This is a genomic window from Bacillota bacterium, assembly GCA_033549065.1.
GTDB lineage: Bacteria > Bacillota > Dethiobacteria > DTU022 > DTU022 > JAWSUE01.
This window is the reverse complement of the sequence record JAWSUE010000001.1, coordinates 56,770-82,356: the sequence shown is the minus strand read 5'-3', so window position 1 is coordinate 82,356 and position 25,587 is coordinate 56,770. Positions and strand designations below refer to the sequence as shown.

Genomic DNA, 25,587 nt, shown 5'->3' with positions numbered 1-25,587 from the left:
TTATCAGAGCGGAACATGATAATATAAGTGAATGAATATATTGTTGGTTAAATAGAATAAATACCTTCTATTTTCAGAGAATCGTATTCGAGAGGGGTATTACTTATGATAATAGATTGTAAAAGTTGTGGTATGAGCTATGACGAGAAAGAATATTCTATGTGCCCCTATTGTGGGCATGAACCGGTAAAAGAGAGCGAAAAGATTGAGGTAAAATCCCGGAAACAAGAAGAGAAAAGCAAAGATATTGCTGAGCCTGAAGTGGTCAGGGTCAGGGCTTCAGGAAACAGCATCAAATATATACTTATTGGCCTGGCTATATTAGTGGCCATAGCAGCTGCAGTGTATATATTTGTTGATTTCGGTGACTCCGGAGTTACTGTTCCGGATAAGTATGCAACTATTCAGGAAGCTATTGATGCAGCAGAAGATGGCGATGAGATTATAGTTCAGATCGGGGTTTACCGGGAAAACATAGACTTCAAAGGCAAAAATATTATTTTGCGCAGTACAGATCCGAGTGATCCTTCAATAGTAGCTGAAACTATAATTGATGGGAGAGATAGTGGAACGGTAGTCTCCTTCAGAAGCGGTGAAGGGGAAGGTGCGATTCTGGATGGGTTCACTGTTACCCGGGGTAGTGGAATATTAATTTCCGGAGGGAGTTCTCCAGTCATTCAGAACTGTATCATTGAAGACAATACCGCTGAATATGGTGCTGGAGTAGCCATATTTGATTCTGCTCCATCTATTTTAAATAATATCATAACAAATAATTCAGGTTTTTTAGGAGGAGGAATCTTTATTGAAGAATCCTCCCCGCTTGTTGATGGAAATGAGATCTCGAGAAATAGGGCTGAGATGGGGAGCGGTATTGTTATTATTTCTAATTCCGCACCAATGGTTACCAATAACATTATCGCTGATAATGTGGCTACCCGCCTTGGAGGTGGATTGGTTGTCGCCCTTTCTTCGACCCCAACTATCCGTGGTAACACCATCACAGGTAATGTCGCTGAACGCAATGGTGGAGGAGTATTGATTGAAGAATCAGAGCCGGTTATCGAAGATAACACCATTTCGCGCAACAGGGCAGCCAACGGTGGAGGTTTCTTTGTAGTTAACTCACTAAACAGCGCTCTGCAGGTAATTGGGAATAATATTGCAAATAATCTGGCTTATATCGCCGGTGGCGGTTTTTACATGGAAGGGTCATCTCCGACTTTGGATGGCAATTCTTTTATTGATAATATTTCTGAATACCTGGGTGGAGGATTGGCAATATACAATTCATCACCGGTTATACTTCGGAATATATTTGAAAGCAACCAGGCAGGAATACCTGAGGGTGGCGGAGCTATTTGGGTATCAGAAGATTCCATTCTTGAACTTAACGAAAATGATAGTAATACATATACCCTTAATCTTCCGAATGATATTTTCTGGGAATAGGTCCCTGTTCCCATATACTGAAAGGAGTATTACAAATGATTAGTGAAAGCAGGACCAAGCCCCGCAGGGGCTTGATAATTGGAATAGTAGTGGCAATTTTGTTAATAGCAGTGATCATTTATCTTTATGCAACAGATTTCTTTAACCCTAACCTGGCTGTTCCCGGTAAATATAGAACTATCCAGGTAGCGATTAACGAAGCTGTGGATGGGGATGTTATTGTTGTCGATCCTGGTGTATATTATGAACAACTTGACTTTATGGGAAAAAACATTACTGTTCGCAGTACCGATCCTGATGATCCTGATATTGTAGCTTCGACTGTAATAGATGGTCGGAGAAGGGGTTCTGTTATTGTATTTCAGAACGGAGAAAGTGAAGGAGCTGTAATAACCGGTTTCACCATTACCGGAGGAACCGGCAACAGAGAAGTTATAATCCATGAGTATGAAGGAACTGAAATTACGAATGATGGTTATTACGGTGGCGGCATTCTTGTCACAGGAGAAAGTTCACCGACCATCACCAAAAATGTTTTTAAAGATAATAGTGTAAACTTGGATGGTGGTGGCATAGCAGTTCTGAATAATTCCAGTCCGAGAATTACTGATAACCGATTTGAAAATAACACTGCCTTCAATGGTGCCGGCCTATCTATCTGGTCTTCGAGTCCGGTAATTGAGAATAACACTATCAGGGAGAATTTGGCCAGAAATGTAGGTGGAGGGATTTCTGTTGACTATGAATCTTCACCGCGAATCGGAAACAACGAAATTCTGGAAAATTCTGCAACAAGTGGAGGCGGGATCGCTGTCTGGTATTCTGATCCCCTTGTAACCGGTAATCTCCTGCGAAACAACTCGGCAATATGGTTTGGTGGGGGAATTGTTGTTTTTGATGCTGAACCGACGATCGATAGTAATGAAATATCTCGTAATTCAGCAACAAATAATGGCGGAGGTATTGCTGTTGCTGAGGAAGCAACCCCGATAATCAGCAATAATATAATAGATCGCAATTATACGACTGAAAACGGTGGTGGAATTGCAGTCGTAGAAGGCTCAGAGCCAACGATAATCGATAATATTATATCAAATAACGTAGTTCATTATGGTGGTGGAGGAATTTTTATTAATGCCTCTGCACCGCTCATTGATGGGAATAACATAACGGAAAACTTGGTTGAACAGGATGGTGGGGGGATAGCTGCAATGACTAACTCGTCTCCGACCATCCGGAATAATATTATTGATAATAATGTCGCCGGCCGTGCCGGCGGAGGGATGGTAATTGGAGATAATTCGACTGTTACATTTGAAAATAATACACTGACGGGTAATAAAGCTAATACCGGTGGTGGAATGTTTATTCAACTTTCCGCCGCAACAATTTCCAATAATACAATCTCTGATAATGCAGCTGAAAGTGGCTCCGGTGGCGGCATTATCATGGTTCTTAATGCTGTAGCCAGTATTGTCAATAATAGTTTCATCGGTAATCTTGCCCAGGAGTTTGGAGGGGCTATTGTTGCCTTTGAAGGTTCTGTTGTTGAACTTCACCTTAATGAGTTTATTGAAAATCAGGCTCAAATGGGCGGAGCATTTATCGTATTCGGAGGATCGGTACTGGACCTGAATGATCCTGACGACAACTCTTACAGTGGAAATATCCCGGATGATATTGAACCTGAAGAGGAATAAATAAAACTGATAATTGATTCAGCCTTATAATGCCGGGGGTTATTTCAGTAAGAAATACCCCCAGCTTTCTGTAATGACTCTCTGCGCTGCAAATGAAGTAATATCATTATGGTCAAGCGGTGGCGAAACTTCAACCAGGTCCATTCCGATAACAGGTAGAGTAGAAAAGCTTGATAAAAACCTGAAAAGATCGCGGGTTGTGAAGCCGCCAGGCTTAGGAGTCCCGGTGCCAGGAGCTGTGGACGGATCAAGAAAATCAATATCAATAGTTATGTAAACAGCTTTACATTTAACGAGGCTGGATACTACATTCTTTGCGATTAATTCAATTCCCTGGGCATTAATATCGGCCGCTGTATAGATATTAAACTCCTTGTTACTGATAAAGCAAGCTTCCTGAGTTTCAAACGATCGAATTCCAATAAAGTGAATCTGGTGTACGGGTATCTTGCTGTTCTCCAGATTTCTTCGGTGTGTACAGCCATGAGAAAGTCTGTTTCCATCAATTTCTTCGCATAGATCGAGATGTGCGTCCAGGTGAATGATACCCAGTCTATTCCCCCATATTTTATTTGCAGCATGTAGGATTGGAATAGTAACCGAGTGGTCACCCCCGATAAATGTTGTGAATGTGCTTTTTAAGAGTTCGTATGCTGCGCTTTCTATCCTCTTGAAATAATCAGGTTGTGGTAAACCTTCAGGTGAAAGGTTGCCTAAATCAACAACACGTATCTTTTCGATTGAATGACCTTGTTCGGTGGTAGGAGGTATATGTTCCGAAATTTCCCTTATTCTATCCGGTGCTTCGGCTGCACCTTTCCTAAATGACGTGGCTCCATCATAGGGCAGGCCAAGAACTGCAATGGCAGCTTCGTTTAAATCAAGTTCAGGACTATTTAATCCATTCCAGGTTTTCGGGTTTTTTAATCTAGTGTAGCACATAAAGGGTCACTCCTCACAGAACCAGCAGCGCTATGTATCATTATATCGTAAAAGGGCTTGACTTGCTGTTTAAATACATTATAATGTTTGTGTAAATATTTAAATGAAAGAAGTGCTGAGATGAGTCAAAAAAAAGAAGCCCATCAGTGTGAAATATTCTGCAGCGATCCGGTGAAAGTTTCCAGAGTAAAGAAAGCCCTGGGAGATCTCAATGTGATGGTTGACATTTTTAAAGCGTTAGGCGATGAAACCAGGTTTAAAATTATTTTTGCTCTTTACCAGGAAGAATTATGTGTATGTGATCTTGCGCTAGCTGTGGAAATGCCGGTTGCTGCAGTATCTTATCACTTGCGTTACCTGCGATCACTGCGGTTGGTTAGATATTCAAAGCAGGGGAAAATAGTTTTTTACAGCCTCGATGATGACCATATTTCCCAGCTTGTACAAATAGCCCTGGCTCACTCGAGCGAAGCAGGGAATATCCGGTGGAGTTAAAACAGATGATAATTGAGCAGAATGAACTGCTGATAAACATTATGAAATATGCCGGGGAATTGATTCTTCGAGTGGTTCCCATGCTTGTAGCTGCAATTTTTATTGCCGAGTCAGCCAGGCGTTGGTTTGGAGATGAGAAATTAAAAGCTCTTCTTGCCGGTAGCGGTATCTGGAGCGGTCGGTTAAGAGCTGCTGCACTTGGAGCAGTTTTGCCGTTTTGTGAATGTGGTGCATTTCCGGTGGTGCTGGGATTGATCAGAGCCGGAGTTCCCACCAGCGCAGTGCTTACATTCTTCCTGGTTAGCCCTGTTGTCAGCATGCCTGCATTTTTAATCCTATCTGGAATTTTTGGTTTTCCGGTTGCCTTTTTCTATTTGTTGATTACTGCCGGTGCCGCAATTATTGGCGGAGTTTTTCTGGAAAAATTAGGCGGTTATGAGCATATATTTAAGCCGGGGATAGCTTTAATTGAAGAAAGAGATGGGATTGAACCCAGCAATTTGAAAATGGCCGCTGATAATTCTTCTTCGACCGGTTTTCCAAGTGTTCAGCCCTGCTGTACTATTCAACAAAAAGATATGAAGACTGAAGTAAATTCAGATATTAGGGTTGATATTGTAAAGCCTGCATGGCATCACACCTTAACTCTGCTGAAAAAAATACTGCCTTATGTTGCAATCGTGATAATTGTATCTGCTTTGCTCCGTAACCTTGTACCTCCGGATTTAATTCAACAGGCTCTGGAATCCCGAGCGCCATTTGACATTATAATAGGTGCTTTACTGGGAATTCCTATTTATGCAGGCGATTGCTCCATGATTGCGCTTGCTGCACCTTTAATCGGTGCTACCGGTGCCCTGGGAGCAGGTATCGCTTTCATAATCTCCGGCTCGGGAACCAGTGTCAGTGGAATAATTTTTATGAGTTCATTATTTAAAAGACGTTTTCTGTTTTTATATGTTTTCACAGTATTTTGTATTGCAGTGACCGCCGGTTACCTGATATCCCTGCTTCCCCTGTTGGGAGTTTTATAAATAAAGAAATCCGCGGGTTAACTATTGCCCGCGGATTTTTGTGATTCGATTTGCTTAGAAAATCTTTAAATAAACAAATTGGTATCGGAATTTTCCGCTGCATCCAGATAGGACGCTACTCCCGCCAGTTCCACACCTTCAAGTAGTTCTTCCCTGGAAATGCCCATAATTTCCATCGACATCTGACATGCTACCAGCCTGACGCCGGATTCCAAAGCCTGGGCAATTAAAAATTCAAGCGAATCAACATTTTTATTTTTCATGACCATGCGGATCATTTTTGATCCCATACCCGCCATATTCATGCATGATAAACCGAGTTTTTTACTGCCCCGGGGCATCATTTTACCAAACATGCTATCCATAAATGGTTTTTTAATCTTTACTTTTTCATTTTTCCGTAAAACATTCAGCCCCCAGAAGGTGAAAAACATAGTAACATTACGGCCCATTGCAGCAGCCCCATTTGCGATGATCAGGGCTGCCAGCGCTTTATCAAGTTCTCCACTGAAAACCACTATAGTTTTATCATTTCCGGTAACCCCGGATTCGTTAATAGCAGGCGCTTTTTTTTGAAAATCTCCATTTCTTCCTTTAAGGATTTGAGCTGTAAATCCCTTTCCATCATGACCTTTTCTGAGCAGTGTATTCCCTGTTCTCTGGCACCATGAAGCAATATCAGAGGCAAAGCCGGGATCTGTTGCGCATACATCAATGATTGCTCCCTCGGGTAAATCTTTCATTTTTTTAAACACTTGCATGATCGGTCCCGGACATTGAAGCCCACACAGATCCAGTTTAACTGTTTCGCCGGCCGGAAAGTGAGGTTTGTTCTCTCTTGTTTCATGATTTAAATTTTCCATCGTATTACTTCCATCCCCATTTTCATTTGTAATTTCTTTTAAAGCCTGATAGCTTCTATAACCGCCGCTTAGATTTCCGACGTTTGTGAACCCGTTTAATCTTAATATCCGGGAAGCAAGATACGAACGCAATCCTACGCTGCAGTAGGTAATTATCCCTTTATCCCGCTCTAGTTCAGTAAGCCTGCTGCGGAGCTGCCCGAGAGGTATATTGATACTGCCGGGAATTGCTCCAAGTTCATTTTCTTCAGGTTCACGGACGTCCAAGATTTGTGCATCTTCTCCCAGGGCAGTGTTCAATTCAAGAACGCTAACTGCCTGCGAATCTCCATTTAAAATGTTTGAGGCTACAAAACCGGCCATATTAACTGGATCTTTAGCTGATGAGTACGGGGGGGCATAAGCCAACTCCAATTCCTGTAGTTCATATACTGTTATTCCTGTCCGTAAAGCTGTTGCCAGAACATCTATCCTCTTTTCGACGCCTTCGTATCCGACAGCCTGTGCACCGAGAATTTTACCTTCAGTATTGAATAATAGTTTAAGTGAGATGGGGGATGCCCCCGGATAATATCCGGCATGACTGTTGGGATGAATGATAACGCTCCTGTAATTAATGGCGGATTCTTTCAACAATCTTTCATTCGCACCGGTTGTTGCTACAGTCATCTCAAAAATTTTAAGTACCGAAGTACCCTGAGTTCCCCTGTAACTCTCTTTTCTTCCTGAAATGTTATTTGCCACAATGCGACCCTGCTTGTTGGCAGGACCTGCCAGCGGGATTACAGCTGGTTTTCCAGTTACCAGGTGGGTAACTTCAACTGCATCTCCAACGGCATATATGTAAGGATCACTGGTCTGCATGTATTCATTGACCACTATGCCTTTTGCAACATCGAGCCCGGCTTCAGTAGCGAGTTTGAGTTCGGGTTTTACACCTATAGATAAAATGACCAGATCAGCATTAAGTTTTTCCCCGTTATTCAATATCACTTCAAGATTTCTGATCCCGGATAGATTGAATTCACTAACGCCGTTTCCAACACGCAAACGCAGTCCTCGCGCCAGTAAGTACTGTTGAACAAGGGCGGCCATTTCAATGTCTATTGGAGGTAAGATTTGAGGAGCTAATTCAACGACAGTGACCTCCATGCCCCGCTGCTGAAGGTTTTCTGCCATCTCAAGGCCAATATATCCGGCACCTACAACCACGGCTTTTTGGGGACAATTTTCCCTGATGAAACTGAAAATTCGGTCAGTATCGTTAACATTCCTCAAACTAAATATACCCTCATGTTCTATCCCGGGAAGGTTCGGCTTAATCGGCTCAGCACCCGGTGAAAGAACCAGGTAATCATAACTTTCCCTGTATACATTTCCATTTGCGAGATTTTGTATTTCAATTTCTTTCCGGCTGCGGTCAATAGCCAGGACTTCATTTTTGACTCGTATGTCGACATTCAACCAGGCACTGAATTTTTCCGGAGTCATAACAAAAAGATCATCACGATTTTCGATCGTTCCCCCGATATAGTAGGGTAGCCCGCAATTAGCGTAAGATATATACTCTCCCCTTTCCAGCAATATTATTTCTGTCTCTTCGCTTAGGCGGCGAAGCCTGGCAGCAGTTGAAGCGCCTCCGGCTACACCACCAACTATTAAAACTTTGCTTGACATAGTACGGCAGCTCCTTTATCTGGAATTCGTTTATCATTATAACATAATATTACGATACAACAATGAATTTTTATCATTTAATTGACAAATTTCTTCCGGTCATTTACCATTATGCAGAACTATTAAAATCTTGAGAGGTTAAATTATGTATATTGAAAATATAAGCCCGGTTATTTTTGAATTTGGACCATTTTCTATTCGTTGGTATGGTCTGATGTTTGCTATATCAGTTCTCATAGGCTTCTATTACCTTAAAAAGTATGGACTTAAAAAAGGTATTACTGAAGAGTTTATTTTTTCATTTTTTATTATCATGATTGTTTCTGTCGTGATCGGTGCAAGGGCAGTATATGTTATTGCCAACTGGCCATATTTCATGGATAATCTGGAAATGATCCCGCGAATTGATCGGGGAGGCCTGGCATTTCACGGTGGTCTTTTAGGAGGAGTTCTGAGCAGTTGGATCTACTGCCGGCTCAAGAATGTTGATTGGCCTACTCTTGCAGATCTGGCTGTTCCGGGAATCACCATAGGAATAACGCTGGTCCGGATTGCGAATATTTTTAACCAGGAAATTCTGGGTCGTCATACTTTGTTTTTTCCCTTTGACCGGCACCCAACCCAGATCTATGGTTCGCTGATTGGTCTGCTCCTGCTGCTACTGCATAATTACCTAGCCCGCCGTCGGGAGAACAACCCCGGTTATCTTTTCTGGATTTTTGTTCTTGGTTATACTCTTTTACGTGGTTTAATCGAAGAAACGTTTCGCGATAACCCGCTTGTGGTTTGGAATTACTCAAACGAAATCCTGGGTGTTGGGTTTTTTACCCTTGTCCAGGTTTTTACTCCTTTCCTGATTATCCTTTCACTCATTATGCTTTACAGGACAAACAAATCTTGACCACATATATCTACATTGACATAGGCAAAGAACAAAACTATAATAATAAATAGCAAACATTATAATATTAGAATATAATGTTATTGCTTTGATTTGACTAACAACTGATTCATTGAAAGGAGGAATCCAATTGTCCCGGAATCTTATTATTGTATTCTGTATAGTTCTGATTACTATATTTTTAATAACGGGTTGTCAAAATGACACTCCAAGCGAAGATATCCCCGATTTTGATAAATCAACTAATAAAGAAGGTGACGAAATGAGCGATCTCCGTTCACGTCTGACTGATTTAGAATACGCAGTTACTCAGGAAAATGCTACAGAAACACCTTTTGATAATAAATATTGGAACTACAAGGAAGAGGGAATCTATGTAGATATTGTTTCAGGTGAACCTCTATTTAGTTCAGCAGATAAATATGACTCCGGCACCGGTTGGCCCAGTTTTACAAAACCAATCGATAAAAATAATATTGTTGAAGTGGAAGATACAAGCCTTGGCATGGCAAGGGTTGAAGTTAGAAGCAGTGAAGCGGATTCACACCTGGGTCATCTTTTTGGAGATGGCCCGGAGCCAACCGGTCAGAGGTACTGCATTAACTCAGCTGCACTTAAATTTATCCCGAAAGAAAAAATGGTCGAAGAGGGATATAAAGAGTACCTTTCACTTTTTGAATAAAATATTATGCCAGAACTGTAGACCGGCGAAACCGGGATAAACCGGTTAAGCCGGTTTTTTATTGCAGGTTCTGCATCCGGCTGACATGCTGATTAAAGCAGCAGTGGCTGCTGTATAAAAAGGGAAAATCAAAGGATATTGCTGCCAAATTAACCCGCTTAAAGGTGGAATTATGGCGACACCAAGTGAGTATGTTGCAAAGAAGATACCTATTGCCCTGCCCCGCCATTCCGGAAGCGAGCTGTTTATGACCAGGCCCAACATCCCCTGAAATGCCAGACCAAATCCAACCCCGAAAATAACCAGCGAGCTGAACAGAATCAGCGGGCTGCTTGCCATTGCGGCGATAAGCAGTGCAGCGGCCAATAATAACAGGCCCATTCTGCATCCTTTGAAATCAGATCCAAGTCTTAATTTTAGTTTTTTGGGCCAGAGAATCTGGACGATTATCGCAGAAAATGCAAACGTGGCAAAAAGTATACCCGTTTTAATATGGTTAAATCCCAAAGTTTCAGCACGAACCGGCAAAAATGCTGCCAGGGTGCCTGTAGAGCCCATTGTACCGAGGGCAAATAGAAATGAACTCTTCAACTGCGGTATTTTATATATTTCCCTGAAGAAAAAAGATGCTCTACTGGTTCCTCCGATGCCAGTTTTTAGTTTAATCGTAATTAATGATAGGATTGCAGCCGTAGCCATTAAAATAGCCAGACTTAAGTATACAGCAGAATAACTAAAAACACCGGCTATAATTCCTGAAAAAATAGGTCCGGCTATGGCTGCCATACCAATCAAAGCGCCGAATAAGGCCAGGCGACTATTACGAGTTTTTACTTCCCGATCTCCTGTTGTAAGGGAAGCAAGAGCGGCGGGAACCAGGATGCCACCCATAAAGCCGTGGGCAGATCTGATCAGAATCAGCTGTAATGTAGTACCGACTGCAGTATAGAGAATCAGCACAATGGAGACGCCGATCAGGCCGATTAGTAACGGTTTTTGCCAGTTTGTATTATCAATCAGGACTCCGCTAGAAAAATTCCCGAAAATGTTGAGAAGTGAATAGAAGCCAACCACCAGCCCAAGAGTGAATGGAGTTGCACCCAGGCTGATCGCAAAAGGTGCCAGAATGGGCATCTGGGCGTGTGTGTCGAAGAAAGAACAGAATACTATAAAGTATATAATTAATATGGGGACCGAAATTTTGGGGCTTAGATTATCATGCATAGTTGAGTTTTTCCTTTCCAGCAATCCTAAATACACCTGGCATATTAAGTATTATAACTGATAAAAGCTTGAATAAAACACTTGACATGTTTAAGTAATGGTGCTAATATTTTTGTTAGCCAATCCTAACTATCGAGGATTATTATTTGAGCTAAAAGTTTTGTTATCCTAACATATATTATGGGAGTTGATCGAAATGGTCCATTCGCTGAAAGTTACTTCTTCTCTCCAGGACTATTTGGAGGTTATTCTGAGTTTGGTTCAGGATAAGAAAACAGCCCGGGTTACCGATATTGCTGACAGATTGAATATAGCCAAGCCCAGTGTCATTCAGGCTCTAACAGTACTCAAACAAAAGGGGTTAATCACCCAGAGTCGCTATGGGCCGGTATCCCTGACTGAAAATGGAAAAAGCTATGCTCAGAAAATCAGGCACAGACATGATGTAATATATGGTTTTTTAACGCAAATTCTCGAGGTTTCACCTGAAGCAGCAGAAAAGGATGCCTGCCTGATGGAACATGATCTTAGTGAAGAAACTTTTACCAGGCTACTGGAGTTTCTAGATGAACAGGAAATAGATGCTGTCCTCAAAAAAGAAGTAGGTATGAAGTATTAGCTAAAATAATTAATATCTTTAGCCGGAAACAGAGGTGCCACTGTTATGGAAGTGAATTTAATCGATATGAAGCCGGGGCAAAATGGAGTTATACATGAAATCCAGGGAGGTCCCGGGTTTACTGAGAAACTGGCTAAGATCGGGCTGCGTAAGGGTAAAAAGATCCGGAAAATCAGCTCAATATTCCGCCACGGGCCGGTAACTGTTTCTATTGATAATTTTCAGGTTGCCATTGGCTATGGAAAGGCAATCAGAATTATAGTAGAGGTAGAAAACAATGCGTAGACTGGTACTTATCGGGAATCCAAATGTCGGGAAAAGTGTAGTTTTCTCTCAGCTTACCGGCTCACGGGTAATGATTTCAAATTATGCCGGGACGACTGTTGAATTTACAAAAGGGCAGCTTGATACTGAATCGGAATCATTTGAGGTTATTGATGCCCCGGGCACGTATAGTCTCACCCCTTCTTCTAAAGTTGAAGAAGTGGCCGCTTCGCTTGTCGATCTCGCGGATATTGTTATTAATGTTATCGATGCGACAAACCTGGAGCGAAACCTTTTACTGACGACAGAGGTTCTTGAACGAGATGTTCCGGTCATTATTGCCCTGAACATGATTGATGAAGCCGGCCACAAGGGTATAAGTATTGACCTTGAAAAACTTGAGTCTTTGCTCGGCATTCCGGTTGTCCCTACCGTTGCTGTAAGTGGAGAAGGGCTCAAAGAACTTGTCGATGCGATGTCGCGAGCTGTCAACAGAAAAATGGAAGAGATTAGCACTTCAGATCGCTGGACCTATGTAGGTAGTTTGGTCAGTGATGTCCAGGAAATTGTTCACCGTCACCATAGCTGGCTTGAAACTCTGCAGGACGCCAGCTTAAAACCGCTGACAGGAATACCTATTGCTGCAGGGGTTTTGTTTATCGCCTTTCAAATAGTGATTGGGTTAGGAGAATTGATTGCCGGGTTTTTGGAGGAATACATTTTTGGAAAGCTTTATGAACCTTTACTGGCAGGCTTAAGTAATATTTTGGGTGCGAGTGGCTTTTTACATGATATATTGATCGGAAAAATAATCGATGGAAAGATTGTTTTTGAAGAGTCACTGGGTGTTTTGACAACGGGAGTATTTGTAGAATTCGGGGTTGTCCTTCCCTTTCTCACTGTCTTTTATATTGTACTAGGCTTTCTGGAAGATTCGGGGTACCTGCCCCGATTGGCTGTTATGGTCGATCGAAGTATGCATAGAATAGGGCTGCACGGATACTCAATAATTCCCATGGTGCTCGGTTTTGGCTGTAATGTACCGGCTGCGTTGGCTGCCCGGAATCTGGAAAGCCGACGTGAAAGATTTATTATCTGTACCCTTATGGCGGTTGCAGTGCCCTGTATGGCTCAACTGGCAATGATAGTTGGTTTGGTTGGCCGATTCGGAGCAGCTTATCTGGCTGTTGTTTTCTCCAGCCTCTTTTTCATCTGGATAGTCCTCGGATTGATTATCGATCGCCTGATGCCCGGTTATACGCCATCCATGGTTGTTGAAATTCCCCCATACCGAATACCCAGCCTCAGAGCCCAGGTAAAAAAGTTGGGGATGAGAATTAAAGGGTTGATCATTCACGCTACACCATATATCCTGGGAGGAATACTATTAGTCAATATTCTTTATATGAGTGGTGCGGTTAATTATGTTGGTATATTTTTTACCCCCGTGATTAAAAGTGTCCTCGGTCTTCCTGGTGAGGTAGTGTCTACATTATTAATTGGATTTCTGCGTAAAGATGTTGCTGTTGCTATGATGGTTCCGCTCGGTTTGACTGCCCGGCAATTTGTTATTGGAGCCGTAGTTTTGGCAGCCTATTTTCCATGCGCTGCTACCTTTACTGTCATGGTTAAAGAGCTTGGCATTAAGGATATGTTAAAATCAGCGGCGATCATGCTTGCTACCGCTTTTTCGGCAGGTTTTATCTTAAACCTCTTACTGGATACGATAATCCCGGCTGCTTACCTTTCGATAATTCTTATCGTATCAGCAATATTGCTTGCTCTTCTGGTTGGCAGCACTTCCGACAGGCGAGAGTTAAAGGATCTGGATAGAGTTGCCTGAATGACTGCAGCCGTATCTCATAAAATTGATCTCCGATAAAACTTGACAAATCTAAGCAAGCGCGTTATTATTTCAAGTAATATTTAATACTAAACTTATAGGAATTATATCAGTAATAGACGCAGAGGTATACCCGGAGGTAAATAGATTTGTTAGTTATGCTGCCACAATATTTCTCAGGATTAAAATCTTCAATTTTCCGCTTTTCTCCCTATTTTTTCACAGATCGAGGCGGGCTATCCGCTATGTACTCCCATATGTCCTGAATTAACTCAGTTTAAAATACAACTACAAACTTAAACGGGAGGCATTTATCATGACTCACAAGTTTTCCACTTTGTCTTTGCATGCCGGTCAGCAGGCCGATCCGACAACCAAATCGAGAGCTGTTCCGATCTACCAGACAACATCTTACCTGTTTGATTCGGTTGAACACGCAGCCGGTCTTTTTGGCCTTGAACAGGCAGGAAATATATATTCAAGAATAATGAACCCCACTGTAGATGTTTTGGAAAAGAGATTGGCCGAATTGGAAGGGGGAAGCGCAGCGCTCGCCCTATCCTCCGGACAAGCTGCTATTTTTCTCACGATTCTGAACCTGGCAAAAGCAGGACAGAATATTGTCAGCAGCAGTCACCTTTACGGGGGAACTTATAATTTGTTTTCTTATACATTGCCCCGGTTGGGGATAGAGGTCAGGTTTGTAGACCCCTTGAATTTAAACGAAATGGAAAAGCTGATCGATGATAACACCAGGGCAATCTATCTGGAATCTATAGGTAATCCTAAAAACCAGGTATCCAGGCTTGATGAAATATGTGATCTTGCCCATAGGTTTGGATTACCGGTGGTTGTAGATAATACAGTGACCACCCCACATCTTTATCGGCCTTTTGAACATGGAGCTGATATAATTGTCCATTCACTGACCAAATTTATTGGGGGGCATGGTAATTCAATCGGTGGAGCTATTGTTGAAAAAGGTTCATTCCCCTGGGATAACGGTAAGTTTCCCGAATTTACCGAACCGGATCCATCTTATCATGGAATTAGATACTGGGATTCGTTTGGTAATTCAGGACAAAAGGGATTAGCATTTACGGTCAGGGCCAGAGTCCAGCTGCTGAGAGATCTTGGTCCCTGCCTTTCACCGTTTAATGGATTTTTATTTTTACAGGGCTTAGAAACCCTGCCTTTAAGGATGAACAAACATTGTGAAAATGCTTTAACAGTTGCACGCTGGCTTGAGAAACATCCTGCTGTAAAATGGGTTAATTATCCGGGACTGGAAAGCCATCCAGATTATTCTTATGCTCAGGAAAAGCTTCCTGCCGGGCAGGGGGCTATAATCGGTTTTGGTGTAAAAGGGGGACTTGAAGCAGGAATTCGGTTGATAAATGCAGTTGAGTTGATCTCTCATCTGGCCAATATCGGTGATGCCAAAACCTTGATCATCCACCCGGCATCTACCACTCACCAGCAGTTATCGGAGAATGAAAGGTTATCAACAGGTGTAACGGAGGACTACATCCGTCTATCTGTGGGACTGGAAGATATAGAAGATATAACTGACGATCTTGATCGGGCTTTAATTGCCAGCCAATCTGAAGGAGGCAATTAAATGACCGATCCATTGAATGTCTGCCTCGAGAAAAAAGCCGGATTTGATCTTCCTGATTCACCTTATTCAGTAGGATGGACCAGGCCACAGCGGGTAGTCCTGGCAGATAAAGATAACCCTTTGCCTCTTGATTGCGGCGCTCAGCTGTACCCGGTAACAGTGGAATATGAAACCTATGGAAAGCTTTCACCGGAGAAAGACAATGCAATTTTTATTTTACATGCCTTATCCGGTGATGCTCATGCAGCCGGTTGGGATGCCGATTGGCAGAAGGACAACCGGCCATGGCGTGAAAAAAGACCGGGTTGGTGGGATGAAATGGTCGGGCCGTCAAAAGCTTTCGATACAAACCGTTATTACCTTGTATGTGCCAATATCCTGGGAAGCTGTTATGGGACAACCGGTCCGTGGGAAAAGAATCCGCATACAGGAAAGCCTTATGCTCTTGACTTTCCGGTTATCACCGTTGATGACTGGGTGAGGTTACAGGTTCGTCTCCAGGATTATCTGGGTTTGAATAAGCTCCTTGCTGTAGCCGGTGGGTCACTGGGTGGACAGCAAGCCCTTGCATGGACGATAAGTTATCCAGATCGGGTCAGCTCGGCGATCATACTGGCTGCATCAGCCAGGCTCGGAGCCCAGGGACTGGCATTTAACGCAGTGGGACGGCAGGCTATTTTATGCGATCCCTACTTTTCCAACGGTGATTATTACCATTCTCAGCCACCTGATGGCGGATTGGAACTGGCCCGCATGTTGGGACATATAACATATCTTTCATATAACTCCATGGAAGGTAAATTCGGAAGGCGTTTTCAAAACGGGACCCATCCATGTTACAAACTCAATAATGAGTTTTCTGTTGAAAGCTATCTGGAACATCAGGGACGCTCTTTTGTCCGACGTTTTGATGCCAATAGCTATCTTTATTTGACCAGGGCGATGGATTATTTTGACGCATCACTTTATGGTGAGGGAGATCTTACTCTGGCTTGCGCTCCGATCACGGCGAAAATGCTGCTGATCAGTTATTCATCGGATTGGCTCTATCCCCCTTCAGAAACTCGGAAGATAGCCGAAGCACTATTGGCCAATAAAAAGCCGGTTTCCTATATCGAGATTGAATCCGATTACGGCCACGATGCATTTCTGCTTGAGACAGAGCAGACCCGACCGCTCATAGAATCTTTTTTAAGTAAGGTGTGATTAAAAATGGGTTTAGCAAAACGCTGGGATCATAAGCTAATTTATGAGTTGATCGACCCCGGTTCTTCGGTTCTCGATCTTGGATGCGGGGATGGTGGACTTCTGGCCGGGTTGATAGAAAAAAAGAGGGTCATAGGGCAGGCTGTTGAAACTGATCCTGAATGTGTCGCCATGGCTATTCAGAACGGAGTTCCTGTTTATCATAAAAATCTTGATCACGGATTACCGGAATTTATCAGCAGTTCTTATGATTATGCAGTTTTGGAAAAAACGCTTCAACAACTGCGCAGACCTATGTTTGTTCTTGAAGAGATGCTCCGGATAAGCAGACTTTCAATTGTCAGTTTCCCTAATTTTAATTACCGGGAAGTGGTCAGCCAGCTTTATCAGACGGGAAGGATGCCTGTAACGGAAACCTTACCCTATCGGTGGCACGATACTCCTAATATTCATCTTTTTACGCTACTTGATTTTCTGGACTGGGTTGAAAGCAGGGGAGTCGAAATCGTTGGAGGTTATGCCAATGATGGGTTTTCATATAGGCCATTATCTATGCCGGATGACAGTTCTTCTGCAGAAGAACTGCTATTTCTTCTTAAACAGTAATAAACGAATTGAGTGGATAAATTATTTTAGTTACCGGAAAAGACGAGCCTTAAGCCTCCTGATACGATGCTGAAGTGCCGTGATGGATAATTCACCCGAAGTATATCGATCCGGAAAAAGCCGGGATATCTCCAATGCTCTCAGCGCCATCTCAAGCGCAGATTTATATTGTTTTGAACGATGTTCCATGTGTTTAGCCATCTCAACATAGGGTAGTGGATTAACTGAGTGATTGTCGATCATTCTCTGCCAGATGGTTACAGCTTCAAGCCAGTCTCCCATCCGCTTATGGTAGAAGGCTAATTCCAGTGCGGCTTCAGAAGCAAGTGTCTCGTGCGCACTGATTGATGCTTTATTGAGATAACTGATTCCTTCGGCTGTGCGTCCCGATTCGATACAAAGTTTTCCCAGTGCAAATTCTTCAGCCGGATGTTCAATCAACTGACCTGCAGAAAGCCTTGATACACGTTCTAACAGTGTTACCATGGAAAGTATATCGAGCACATTATGATGGAAAACCTGCTTTAATCGGTCAGTATTTCCTCTACGTAGAAATTCAAAATATACGGAAGGTATCTCTGCGCCGGGTATATCATCCAACCGTTTAAGTCCCAGGAGAGTTTCTTCCAGTGACTTAAGTGATCGCGAGGGGAATCTCTTTTTCCAAAAGGCCCTGGCACATTGCAGCAGATCAAGGTGCAAAGGCGGTTCTGTATTTTTCAAACCCGCAAGAAGCTGTCGGGTTTGAATCAGGGGGAGATCAAACATTTTTCCGTTAAAGGTTACTATTGTTGAAAAATTCGAGGTTAATTCAGCAAAGTGTGTCAGTACCGCTCTTTCTTCTGCAGGGCGTCTTAAAAAATATTGTCGCAGTAGAAATAGATCTCCCTCAAACCAACCAAGCCCGATCAAAAAGGCCAGAGTGCCGGTACCGCCTGAAAGTCCGGTTGTTTCAATATCCAGAAATATTGAATCACGGGGATCAAAAAATTCCAGTCTCTTATCTCTGGTTGGAAGGACCAATTCCGGTCCACAGCAGGTTAGAGAGCCGGATAATTTGTAGATTCCGTGCTGGTATTCCAACGGAAATTGTTTTTCCCGAAAATAGCAATTTCCAAATGCGGTATTATCTTCCCTGCTATCTTCCGGAAACAATTTGCATTGAACTTTTGATTTTTGGGCCTCCGCTATTTGACGTCCCGTTTTTATTTCACCGGTTTCCCGTAATTCAGTGAGACGGGATTTAAAATTCCTGATCACTTCAGAATCACCCCGAGAAGTTTGAGAGCAGGTGTCTTTGCTGTTTCTTCACTTTGATAAGCTGGGCCAATACATGAAGGACAGCCATCACTACAGCGGCAGTTAATAATTACTTCACGGGTTGCCTTAAAAATGTCGAGGTAAGATTTAAATAGCTCCTGACTGTAGCCAACTCCGCCCGGGAAGTTGTCATAAAGAAAAAGTGTGGGTAGTTCAGTAAATGGTGCCTTTACCTGGCTAACTGCACGCAGATCTCGCGGATCGCCCATTAGGAACAGTGATGCGACCTGGGGGACCAAATTGGCTAAACCAATTAGCCCGGCTTGGATTTCCGAAAGTGGCATACTGCCGAGTATAGATTCTGTAAAAGCAATCCAGAAAGCAGTAGTATGCATTTCTGTTTCGGGCAGGTTGACCGATCCCGCTCCCAGATTTTCGTGAGTATTAAAGCGTATTTTTTTAAACATCGATACAAGGGCATTAATTCGAACATCTCCCCAGGCCCGGATTACAGGATCTTCAATCTTATCAATAATATCCAGGACTTTTAGATCAACAGCGAGATTGGCATCTGTAAAATAATTTACTTCTACCTGGCGGACATAGGCTTTTTTTTCTTCAAAATCAAGTTTTTCAACCTGGTATTGATTTCCTCCATGCATGTATATCGCTTCTTCATGAACCAGCATAGGTGCGCTGAAGCGGTCTACCTCCCCGATTACCCTCGCCTGAGGGCTGGTAATATCAATGATAACCACGTTTTCTCTAGTCGCGCTGCGGAGGCTTATCTCTTCGGCGGGATATGTATCCTCCATCCAGTGGTATCGACCGTCGCTGAGATATAGAACACCTTCTTCTTCCAGAAATTCCAGAACTTCCTGTATATCGGACTTACCAAACTTCTCCGAGCGATCAAATGGCAGTTCAAAAGCGGCACATCGTATATGATTGGTTAAAATAATCAGGTTATCCGGATCGGCCAGAGCCCTTTCCGGGTTGCGACCGAAGAAATAATCGGGATTTCCAACCAGGTACTGATTCAACGGCTCACTATTGGCCACCAGCATGGCCAGTGAAACACCGCTTCGTCTCCCTGATCTCCCGGCCTGCTGCCAGGTACTTGATATACTTCCGGGATAACCGGTTATGATACAGGCATCAAGGGCACCGATATCAATTCCCAGCTCAAGCGCATTTGTGCTTACCACACCTTTAATATTGCCGTTTCTGAGTCCGGCTTCTATAGCTCGTCGCTCACGAGGCAGGTATCCACCGCGATATCCTCTTATTTTGCTGTCGGCTCCGGGTTTTGTTTTTATGCCCTGGCGCAAATATGTTAAAAGAACTTCCACGCCCAAACGGCTTCTGGTAAAAATGATTGTTTGTACACCTTTATCGATCAAGTCGGCAGCCAGATGTTTGGTCTCCAGCAGTGAACTGCGCCGAATGCCTAACTCCGGGTTAATCAATGGAGGATTATACAATATAAAGTGTTTTTCAGCTTTTGGAGCTCCATTATGATCAATGACTTTTATTGACTCGCCGATCAGTAATTCGGCCAGTTCTCCCGGGTTATCAATCGTAGCCGAACAGAGGATGAATTTTGGATCAGCACCATAAAAAGCGCAGATTCGTTTTAACCTGCGGATTACATTTGCTACATGGCTGCCGAAAACTCCCCTGTATTGATGCATTTCATCGATCACGATATATTTCAGATTTTGGAAAAGTTGTACCCACTTTGTATGGTGGGGTAAAATCGCAGAGTGCAGCATATCAGGGTTGGTGACCACGATATGGCCGCTGCGTCTTATAGATTGTCGCAATCCGGGTTCGGTATCGCCATCATATGTATAACAATTCAGGTTGACATCAAGAGTACCGGTCAGTTCACGCAGCTCAGCGACCTGATCCTGGGATAGTGCTTTGGTCGGAAACAGGTAAAGGGCGCGGCTTGAGGGCTCTTTAATTATTGAACTGACAACCGGTAAATTGTAACAGAGAGTTTTACCTGAAGCAGTCGGGGTTACAACTACGACATTATTTCCTCTCAATATGGCTTCAATAGCTTCCCCCTGGTGACTGTAAAGTCTCGTAATTCCTTTTTTATTCAGCGCGTTGACCAGTTGGGGTTCCATGTATCCTGGAAAATCAAGATATTCACCGTTGTAAGCAGGGACAACTTCCCAACGGGTTACATTGGACATAAACGTAGGATCTTCGCTCCACTTAAGGAGTATATCGGGTAAAACTGTCATTTTGAGTTGCCCACCTTAAACATAAGTTTGCTTATATTAAATTCGCCGGCCGGCTACAAACTCCTACTGATCTGATTATGAATTTTATCATGCAAAGGATTTATATTTGAGTTGGCGAATGTTTAATTGGTTAGGCTATAATTTAACAGTTATAATATAATTCAGGGGGTTATATACTATGGGGCATATGTCTGGCGGCAAGGAAGAAGCTTATCAGGCGCTGGCAGAAAGGTTGAGCAGGTTTCCTGTTGGTGCTGTAATTAATGAAACCTTTATGGATATATTAAAGCTGCTTTATACCGAGAAAGAAGCATCAGTGGGGAGCTTATTCCCAATCCGGCCTCGTCCATTTGAAGAAATTCTGGAATTAACCGGTATGCCTGCCAGGGAACTTTCGATATTGCTAAATAGTATGGCTGACAAGGGATTGGTTGTTGATGTTCCCCGCCGCGATACAACTTACTACATGTTATCACCCGTTGTTGTCGGTTTTTTCGAATACACCATGATGAGAACAGATCGTGCAGATTTGAAAGAACTAACCTCTTTGTTTGATAAATATTTTCATGATCCAAGGGTTGCAGAAGAAATATTTGGAGCCGGGACAAAGATGTTCCGGACACTTATCTATGAACAGTATATCCCTGAGTTAATTCATACCGAAGTATTAAACTATGAAAAAGCTGAACAGGTCATTCTTGATTCCGGAGGTGGGGGACTGTCGATCTGTGCCTGTCGCCATAAAAGCCTGCACCTGGGGAATCCCTGTAGCTATCCCATGGAAGATATCTGCACTTCTCTCTCCAGGCCTTCTGAGTGGCTGGTCAGACGAGGTTTTGCCCGTAAGGCTTCAACTGATGAGCTGCTTAAGAATCTGGAGCGTAGTTATAAATTGGGGCTGGTCCTAACCTGTGATAATGTCATCGATGAACCGGCTTATATCTGTCACTGCTGTGGCTGTTGCTGTGGCGTTCTCAAATCAATTACTGAATATAATGTCCAGTCGATTCAACCAAGTAATTTTATACCCGAAATTGATCCCGAGCTATGTTTGAGTTGTGATGCCTGTATTGACGCCTGCCATGTTAAAGCATTAAGTTCATCGGAGGCTGCCCAACCGGAATTGAACAGGGAAAAATGTATAGGCTGTGGGGTTTGTGCCTCGGTTTGTCCGGCTGAAGCTCTTCAGATGGTCCAGAGGGAATCAATTCACGTTCCACCCGAGAATAAGATTGCTCAAATGATCAATATTGCTCTCGAACGTGGGAGATACTAGATATAAAATAGGAGGTTTTCTTTATGCGAAAAGGCTGTCCTTACGGAACCCATCGCGTTATCGAACCAAAGGGGCTGCTTCCGCAGCCGGCCTGGAAGATCGATAACGACATGGAGATTTATGACAATGAGGTGCTGATTGATGTTGAAGTACTAAATATCGATTCAGCAAGTTTTACCCAGATTGAAGAAAAAGCCGGAGGTAATGAAGAGAAGATCGCCGCGAAGATGATGTCCATCGTTTCTGAAAGAGGCAAGCACCATAATCCGGTAACCGGGTCAGGTGGAATGCTGATCGGAAAGGTAGAAAAAATCGGACCGGCCTGGAAAGGTAAATCCCCGCTGAAATCTGGTCAGAGACTGGCAACCCTGGTATCGCTATCATTGACACCACTGCGAATAGATAAAATAAAAAAAATCCATAAAAACATTGATCAAGTTGAGATTGAGGGAAAGGCAATCCTATTTGACAGCGGTATTTATGCAGTTCTTCCTGATGATCTGCCCCAGACATTATCCCTGGCGGTCCTTGATGTTGCCGGAGCAGCAGCGCAGACTGCCAAGCTGGTCAGGCCTGGTGATAAAGTTGTTATCATCGGAGCCGGGGGAAAATCAGGGATGCTTTGCCTTCACGAAGCTAGAAAAAGAGCCGGAGTTACCGGCAAGGTAATCGGAATCGCCCCACGTGAAGCAAGTAAGCAGAGGGCAGAGTCCACGGGATATTGTGATGCAGTTTTGATAGCCGACGCTTCAGATGCACTTGGTGTTATGTATAAAGTGGAAGAGGCAACCGGAGGCGAACTGGCCGATGTCACTATTAACTGTGTTAATATACCTAATACAGAACTATCTTCGATCCTTGCCACTCGTGACGGAGGGGTAGTTTATTACTTCAGCATGGCTACAAATTTTACGGCAGCCGCCCTGGGAGCTGAGGGTGTAGGTAAGGATGTTACAATGATTGTCGGTAATGGTTACACCCGTGATCATGCTGAAATTTCACTAAATATCATGAGGGAAAGCTCTGTATTAAGAAAAATCTTTGAGGAACTTTATACCTGAGGTAGTTAAAGTAAAAGAGGAAGGATGAGTTGCTGTGCGGTCAAAGCCGAAATTAAAACTTGATAAATCGCTATCCATGTTTGAAGAGGCCAAAAGAATATCTCCTGGTGGTGTTATGGGTATCAGGAGGCCGTATAACTTTGTGGAGGGTGAATACCCCATATTCCTGACCCATGGGTATGGTGGTCATATAGTTGATGTTGATGGAAACGATTATATTGATATGCTCTGTGCTTACGGACCGATCATACTGGGTTATAATGAACCGGAGATCAACAGGGCAGTCGTAGAGAGAATGGAGCAAGGTTTCTGCTTTTCCCTGGTCCAACCGGTACAGAATGAGTTAATCAACCGTTTGATTGACCTTATTCCATCAGCGGGAATGGTTATTCTGGTTAAGACGGGATCTGACGCAACAGGAGTAGCAGTAAGAATAGCCCGTGGTTACAGCGGAAAAGATAAAATACTTCGCTGCGGATATCACGGTTGGCATGACTGGTGTGTGGAAGTACATGGTGGAGTCCCGAAGGCAATTCATGATTTAACCGTTGAGTTTCCCTATGGGGATCTTGATGCTCTGGAGAAAAAACTTAAAGAGAATAAGGATGATGTGGCTTGCATAATAATAACCCCTGTGGGGCATCCACTGGCTCAACCGGTATCTGCTCCCCCTGAAGGTTACCTTGAGGGGGTACGCTCCCTTGCCGACCAGTATGGTGCTGTTTTGATTTTTGATGAAATCCGGACCGGGTTCCGGGTTTCAATGGGGGGAGCCCAGGAACGTTACGGGGTTATCCCGGATATGACTACCATCGGTAAAGCAATGGCTAACGGTTATGCCATCAGCGCTTGTGTAGGTAAAGCAGAAATAATGAAGGAAGCTGAACAGCATGTTTTTATCAGTTCAACCTTCTTCCCCAACAGCCTGGAAATGGTTGCCGCGATGAAATGTCTGGATATTATGGAAAGAGACAAAGTTCTTGAAAAAATATGGGAACGCGGGGAAGTATTTTTAGATAGTCTGAAAAAAATCGTAGCCAATTCAAAAATTCCTGTTACAGTCTCCGGTATACCCCCGATGCCTTTTTTAACTTTCGAAAAAACTGATGACTTCTATAAAGAACGGAGAACACGATTCTACACAGAAACAATCAGGCGTGGACTGTTCATTCAGCCTTATCATCACTGGTATATTGCATACAGGCATACCACAGAAGATCTGGAGAATGCTTTAAATTATATAGCAGAAGCTCTCGATATTGTTGCCCGGGAATATCCTGCCTGAAAAAAATACGGGATAGAATATCAGACTTCTGTCAATAGCGCCCCTGGCAAAGGGAGGTTTTATGATGGCCCTAAATGAAAAAGTAATGCTGCGAATCAGGATCAGCGAACATGATGTACACTATGGTGGCGGTCTTGTTGACGGTGCGATGGTCATCAAGCTTTTTGGTGATATTGCTACCGAATTGCTAATTCGCCATGACGGAGATGAAGGTTTATTTGCAGCCTATGATATGGTTGAATTTAAAGCACAGTTATGTGCCGGTGATTTTATTGAGATCTCGGGCTGGATTGATCGGGTTGGGAGAACTTCCAGACATATGCAGTTTGAAGCGTATAAAGTTATATCCAATGCTGATATCAAAGATTGTCCATCAGCCTGTAACCTGCTCAATGAGCCGGTTTTGGTAGCCCGGGCCAGCGGTACATGTGTTGTGCCTCTGCACCTGCAGAGGGGACCTCAGTCTGTCAAAAATGATGAAACCGGAGGCAAACAGAATGGATAAATTGATTATAACCGTAGCGTTAACCGGTGCCGAGGTGACCCGTGAATATAACCCGAATCTGCCTGTAACACCGGAGGAAATTGCCGATGCTGCATATGAATGCTGTCAGGCAGGGGCGTCATTAATCCACCTGCATGTCCGCAACGATGATCAGACACCCACACAGTCCAGCGATAGATTTGAAGAAACTATCGCCAGGATAAAAACTAAATGTAATCCGATTATTCAGGTTTCAACAGGTGGTGCAGTTGGCATGACAGTTGAAGAACGTATGCAGCCGATTTACCTTAAACCAGAAATGGCTACACTTTCAACAGGAACGGTTAATTTTGGTAATGATATTTTTATGAATCCTCCGGCTTTCATTGAAAAATTTGCCAAAGTGATGAAAGAGTTGGAAATAAAACCGGAGATTGAGGTTTTTGATGTGGGAATGATCAACAATGCTCTTACCCTCTTGCGGCAGGAACTTATTTCAGAACCACTCCACTTTGACTTTGTAATGGGAGTTCCGGGAGGAATCCCGGCCACAATAAAAAATCTACTTCACCTGGTTGAATCAATTCCTTCGGGCAGCACCTGGACTGTTGCGGGAATGGGACGATACGAACTTCCCATGGCTACTGCAGCGATAATCATGGGTGGGCATGTCAGGGTTGGATTTGAAGATAACATCTACTATGAGAAGGGAATTCTTGCAGAAAGTAATGCTCAGCTTGTGGACCGGGTTACGCGGGTAGCCGGTATACACAACAGGCCGGTAGCTTCTCCGGATGAAGCAAGAAAGATTCTCGGTTTACCGGTTTAATAATT

Annotated in this window: 22 protein-coding genes; 17 read left to right on the top strand and 5 right to left on the bottom strand. The window is 43.3% G+C overall.

What is annotated here, in order from left to right; genetic code table 11:
• Positions 1–105 precede the first annotated feature (105 nt).
• Together SCJ97_00400 and SCJ97_00395 are read left to right on the top strand one after the other, a co-directional pair.
• Positions 106–1,452 (top strand): right-handed parallel beta-helix repeat-containing protein, encoded by a 1,347-nt coding sequence (locus SCJ97_00400; protein MDW7738506.1) that lies wholly within the window; start codon positions 106–108, stop codon positions 1,450–1,452.
• A 35-nt stretch (positions 1,453–1,487) separates the two neighbouring features.
• Entirely contained in the window at positions 1,488–3,152 is a 1,665-nt protein-coding gene (locus tag SCJ97_00395) for a right-handed parallel beta-helix repeat-containing protein (GenBank protein ID MDW7738505.1), read from the top strand.
• A gap of 39 nt (positions 3,153–3,191) precedes the next feature.
• Here SCJ97_00395 and speB read toward each other — a convergent pair whose 3' ends face one another.
• A complete protein-coding gene (gene speB / locus SCJ97_00390; protein MDW7738504.1) occupies positions 3,192–4,094 on the bottom strand; it encodes an agmatinase in 903 nt (300 codons plus the stop codon).
• A 120-nt stretch (positions 4,095–4,214) separates the two neighbouring features.
• On the opposite strand from speB, the gene SCJ97_00385 reads away from it, so the two are divergent.
• Positions 4,215–4,589 carry a metalloregulator ArsR/SmtB family transcription factor gene (locus SCJ97_00385; protein MDW7738503.1) on the top strand — a complete coding sequence of 125 codons (375 nt, stop codon included), beginning with the start codon at positions 4,215–4,217 and terminating at the stop codon, positions 4,587–4,589.
• Entirely contained in the window at positions 4,580–5,623 is a 1,044-nt protein-coding gene (locus tag SCJ97_00380) for a permease (GenBank protein ID MDW7738502.1), read from the top strand. Before SCJ97_00385 ends, SCJ97_00380 begins: the two co-directional genes overlap by 10 nt.
• A gap of 65 nt (positions 5,624–5,688) precedes the next feature.
• Here the strand turns inward: SCJ97_00380 and SCJ97_00375 are convergent, their stop codons facing one another.
• Complete coding sequence (locus SCJ97_00375; GenBank protein MDW7738501.1) at positions 5,689–8,163, bottom strand: DsrE/DsrF/DrsH-like family protein; 2,475 nt, start codon at positions 8,161–8,163, stop codon at positions 5,689–5,691.
• Positions 8,164–8,308: 145 nt separating this feature from the next.
• On the opposite strand from SCJ97_00375, the gene SCJ97_00370 reads away from it, so the two are divergent.
• Positions 8,309–9,064 (top strand): prolipoprotein diacylglyceryl transferase, encoded by a 756-nt coding sequence (locus tag SCJ97_00370; GenBank protein MDW7738500.1) that lies wholly within the window; start codon positions 8,309–8,311, stop codon positions 9,062–9,064.
• 130 nt (positions 9,065–9,194) lie between these two features.
• On the top strand, positions 9,195–9,746 hold the full coding sequence (msrB, locus tag SCJ97_00365; protein ID MDW7738499.1) for a peptide-methionine (R)-S-oxide reductase MsrB: 552 nt from the start codon (positions 9,195–9,197) through the stop codon (positions 9,744–9,746).
• Positions 9,747–9,791: 45 nt separating this feature from the next.
• On the opposite strand, the gene SCJ97_00360 is transcribed toward msrB, so the two are convergent.
• Entirely contained in the window at positions 9,792–10,970 is a 1,179-nt protein-coding gene (locus SCJ97_00360; GenBank protein MDW7738498.1) for an MFS transporter, read from the bottom strand.
• A gap of 196 nt (positions 10,971–11,166) precedes the next feature.
• Between SCJ97_00360 and SCJ97_00355 the strand changes: the two genes are divergently transcribed.
• From SCJ97_00355 to metW, 6 genes are all read left to right on the top strand, one after another.
• Positions 11,167–11,589: a metal-dependent transcriptional regulator gene (locus tag SCJ97_00355; GenBank protein MDW7738497.1), complete on the top strand. Its 423-nt coding sequence runs from the start codon at positions 11,167–11,169 to the stop codon at positions 11,587–11,589.
• Positions 11,590–11,634: 45 nt separating this feature from the next.
• Positions 11,635–11,874 carry a FeoA family protein gene (locus SCJ97_00350; GenBank protein ID MDW7738496.1) on the top strand — a complete coding sequence of 80 codons (240 nt, stop codon included), beginning with the start codon at positions 11,635–11,637 and terminating at the stop codon, positions 11,872–11,874.
• Positions 11,867–13,696: a ferrous iron transporter B gene (locus tag SCJ97_00345; GenBank protein MDW7738495.1), complete on the top strand. Its 1,830-nt coding sequence runs from the start codon at positions 11,867–11,869 to the stop codon at positions 13,694–13,696. Before SCJ97_00350 ends, SCJ97_00345 begins: the two co-directional genes overlap by 8 nt.
• A gap of 316 nt (positions 13,697–14,012) precedes the next feature.
• Positions 14,013–15,317, top strand: a complete 1,305-nt coding sequence (locus SCJ97_00340; protein MDW7738494.1) for an O-acetylhomoserine aminocarboxypropyltransferase/cysteine synthase — start codon at positions 14,013–14,015, stop codon at positions 15,315–15,317.
• Positions 15,318–16,523 carry a homoserine O-acetyltransferase gene (locus SCJ97_00335; protein ID MDW7738493.1) on the top strand — a complete coding sequence of 402 codons (1,206 nt, stop codon included), beginning with the start codon at positions 15,318–15,320 and terminating at the stop codon, positions 16,521–16,523.
• A gap of 6 nt (positions 16,524–16,529) precedes the next feature.
• Complete coding sequence (gene metW / locus SCJ97_00330; GenBank protein MDW7738492.1) at positions 16,530–17,129, top strand: methionine biosynthesis protein MetW; 600 nt, start codon at positions 16,530–16,532, stop codon at positions 17,127–17,129.
• Positions 17,130–17,159: 30 nt separating this feature from the next.
• On the opposite strand, the gene SCJ97_00325 is transcribed toward metW, so the two are convergent.
• Together SCJ97_00325 and SCJ97_00320 are read right to left on the bottom strand one after the other, a co-directional pair.
• Complete coding sequence (locus SCJ97_00325) at positions 17,160–18,389, bottom strand: ribonuclease H-like domain-containing protein (GenBank protein ID MDW7738491.1); 1,230 nt, start codon at positions 18,387–18,389, stop codon at positions 17,160–17,162.
• Positions 18,386–20,647, bottom strand: coding sequence for a DEAD/DEAH box helicase (locus SCJ97_00320; protein ID MDW7738490.1), 2,262 nt, complete (start codon positions 20,645–20,647; stop codon positions 18,386–18,388). Before SCJ97_00320 ends, SCJ97_00325 begins: the two co-directional genes overlap by 4 nt.
• A 178-nt stretch (positions 20,648–20,825) precedes the next feature.
• On the opposite strand from SCJ97_00320, the gene SCJ97_00315 reads away from it, so the two are divergent.
• The 5 genes from SCJ97_00315 (at position 20,826) to SCJ97_00295 (ending at position 25,582) form a co-directional block, all read left to right on the top strand.
• The gene (locus SCJ97_00315; protein MDW7738489.1) at positions 20,826–21,923 is read left to right on the top strand and encodes a 4Fe-4S binding protein; all 1,098 of its coding nucleotides are present in this window, start codon (positions 20,826–20,828) and stop codon (positions 21,921–21,923) included.
• Positions 21,924–21,946: 23 nt separating this feature from the next.
• Positions 21,947–22,984: an L-erythro-3,5-diaminohexanoate dehydrogenase gene (locus SCJ97_00310; GenBank protein ID MDW7738488.1), complete on the top strand. Its 1,038-nt coding sequence runs from the start codon at positions 21,947–21,949 to the stop codon at positions 22,982–22,984.
• Positions 22,985–23,018: 34 nt separating this feature from the next.
• Positions 23,019–24,269: an aminotransferase class III-fold pyridoxal phosphate-dependent enzyme gene (locus SCJ97_00305; GenBank protein ID MDW7738487.1), complete on the top strand. Its 1,251-nt coding sequence runs from the start codon at positions 23,019–23,021 to the stop codon at positions 24,267–24,269.
• A gap of 64 nt (positions 24,270–24,333) precedes the next feature.
• Positions 24,334–24,774 (top strand): hotdog fold domain-containing protein, encoded by a 441-nt coding sequence (locus tag SCJ97_00300; protein ID MDW7738486.1) that lies wholly within the window; start codon positions 24,334–24,336, stop codon positions 24,772–24,774.
• Positions 24,767–25,582 carry a 3-keto-5-aminohexanoate cleavage protein gene (locus SCJ97_00295; GenBank protein MDW7738485.1) on the top strand — a complete coding sequence of 272 codons (816 nt, stop codon included), beginning with the start codon at positions 24,767–24,769 and terminating at the stop codon, positions 25,580–25,582. Before SCJ97_00300 ends, SCJ97_00295 begins: the two co-directional genes overlap by 8 nt.
• Positions 25,583–25,587: the final 5 nt, after the last annotated feature.

What these genes read in the sequence shown, in the direction of transcription:
- speB (MDW7738504.1), bottom strand. Translation starts at nt 4,094, where the DNA reads ATGTGCTACACTAGATTAAAAAACCCGAAAACCTGGAATGGATTAAAT.
- SCJ97_00295 (MDW7738485.1), top strand. Translation starts at nt 24,767, where the DNA reads ATGGATAAATTGATTATAACCGTAGCGTTAACCGGTGCCGAGGTGACC.
- SCJ97_00315 (MDW7738489.1), top strand. Translation starts at nt 20,826, where the DNA reads ATGGGGCATATGTCTGGCGGCAAGGAAGAAGCTTATCAGGCGCTGGCA.
- SCJ97_00375 (MDW7738501.1), bottom strand. Translation starts at nt 8,163, where the DNA reads ATGTCAAGCAAAGTTTTAATAGTTGGTGGTGTAGCCGGAGGCGCTTCA.
- metW (MDW7738492.1), top strand. Translation starts at nt 16,530, where the DNA reads ATGGGTTTAGCAAAACGCTGGGATCATAAGCTAATTTATGAGTTGATC.
- SCJ97_00385 (MDW7738503.1), top strand. Translation starts at nt 4,215, where the DNA reads ATGAGTCAAAAAAAAGAAGCCCATCAGTGTGAAATATTCTGCAGCGAT.
- SCJ97_00350 (MDW7738496.1), top strand. Translation starts at nt 11,635, where the DNA reads ATGGAAGTGAATTTAATCGATATGAAGCCGGGGCAAAATGGAGTTATA.
- SCJ97_00310 (MDW7738488.1), top strand. Translation starts at nt 21,947, where the DNA reads ATGCGAAAAGGCTGTCCTTACGGAACCCATCGCGTTATCGAACCAAAG.
- SCJ97_00360 (MDW7738498.1), bottom strand. Translation starts at nt 10,970, where the DNA reads ATGCATGATAATCTAAGCCCCAAAATTTCGGTCCCCATATTAATTATA.
- SCJ97_00335 (MDW7738493.1), top strand. Translation starts at nt 15,318, where the DNA reads ATGACCGATCCATTGAATGTCTGCCTCGAGAAAAAAGCCGGATTTGAT.
- SCJ97_00345 (MDW7738495.1), top strand. Translation starts at nt 11,867, where the DNA reads ATGCGTAGACTGGTACTTATCGGGAATCCAAATGTCGGGAAAAGTGTA.
- SCJ97_00355 (MDW7738497.1), top strand. Translation starts at nt 11,167, where the DNA reads ATGGTCCATTCGCTGAAAGTTACTTCTTCTCTCCAGGACTATTTGGAG.
- SCJ97_00370 (MDW7738500.1), top strand. Translation starts at nt 8,309, where the DNA reads ATGTATATTGAAAATATAAGCCCGGTTATTTTTGAATTTGGACCATTT.
- SCJ97_00340 (MDW7738494.1), top strand. Translation starts at nt 14,013, where the DNA reads ATGACTCACAAGTTTTCCACTTTGTCTTTGCATGCCGGTCAGCAGGCC.
- SCJ97_00400 (MDW7738506.1), top strand. Translation starts at nt 106, where the DNA reads ATGATAATAGATTGTAAAAGTTGTGGTATGAGCTATGACGAGAAAGAA.
- SCJ97_00395 (MDW7738505.1), top strand. Translation starts at nt 1,488, where the DNA reads ATGATTAGTGAAAGCAGGACCAAGCCCCGCAGGGGCTTGATAATTGGA.
- SCJ97_00320 (MDW7738490.1), bottom strand. Translation starts at nt 20,647, where the DNA reads ATGACAGTTTTACCCGATATACTCCTTAAGTGGAGCGAAGATCCTACG.
- SCJ97_00300 (MDW7738486.1), top strand. Translation starts at nt 24,334, where the DNA reads ATGGCCCTAAATGAAAAAGTAATGCTGCGAATCAGGATCAGCGAACAT.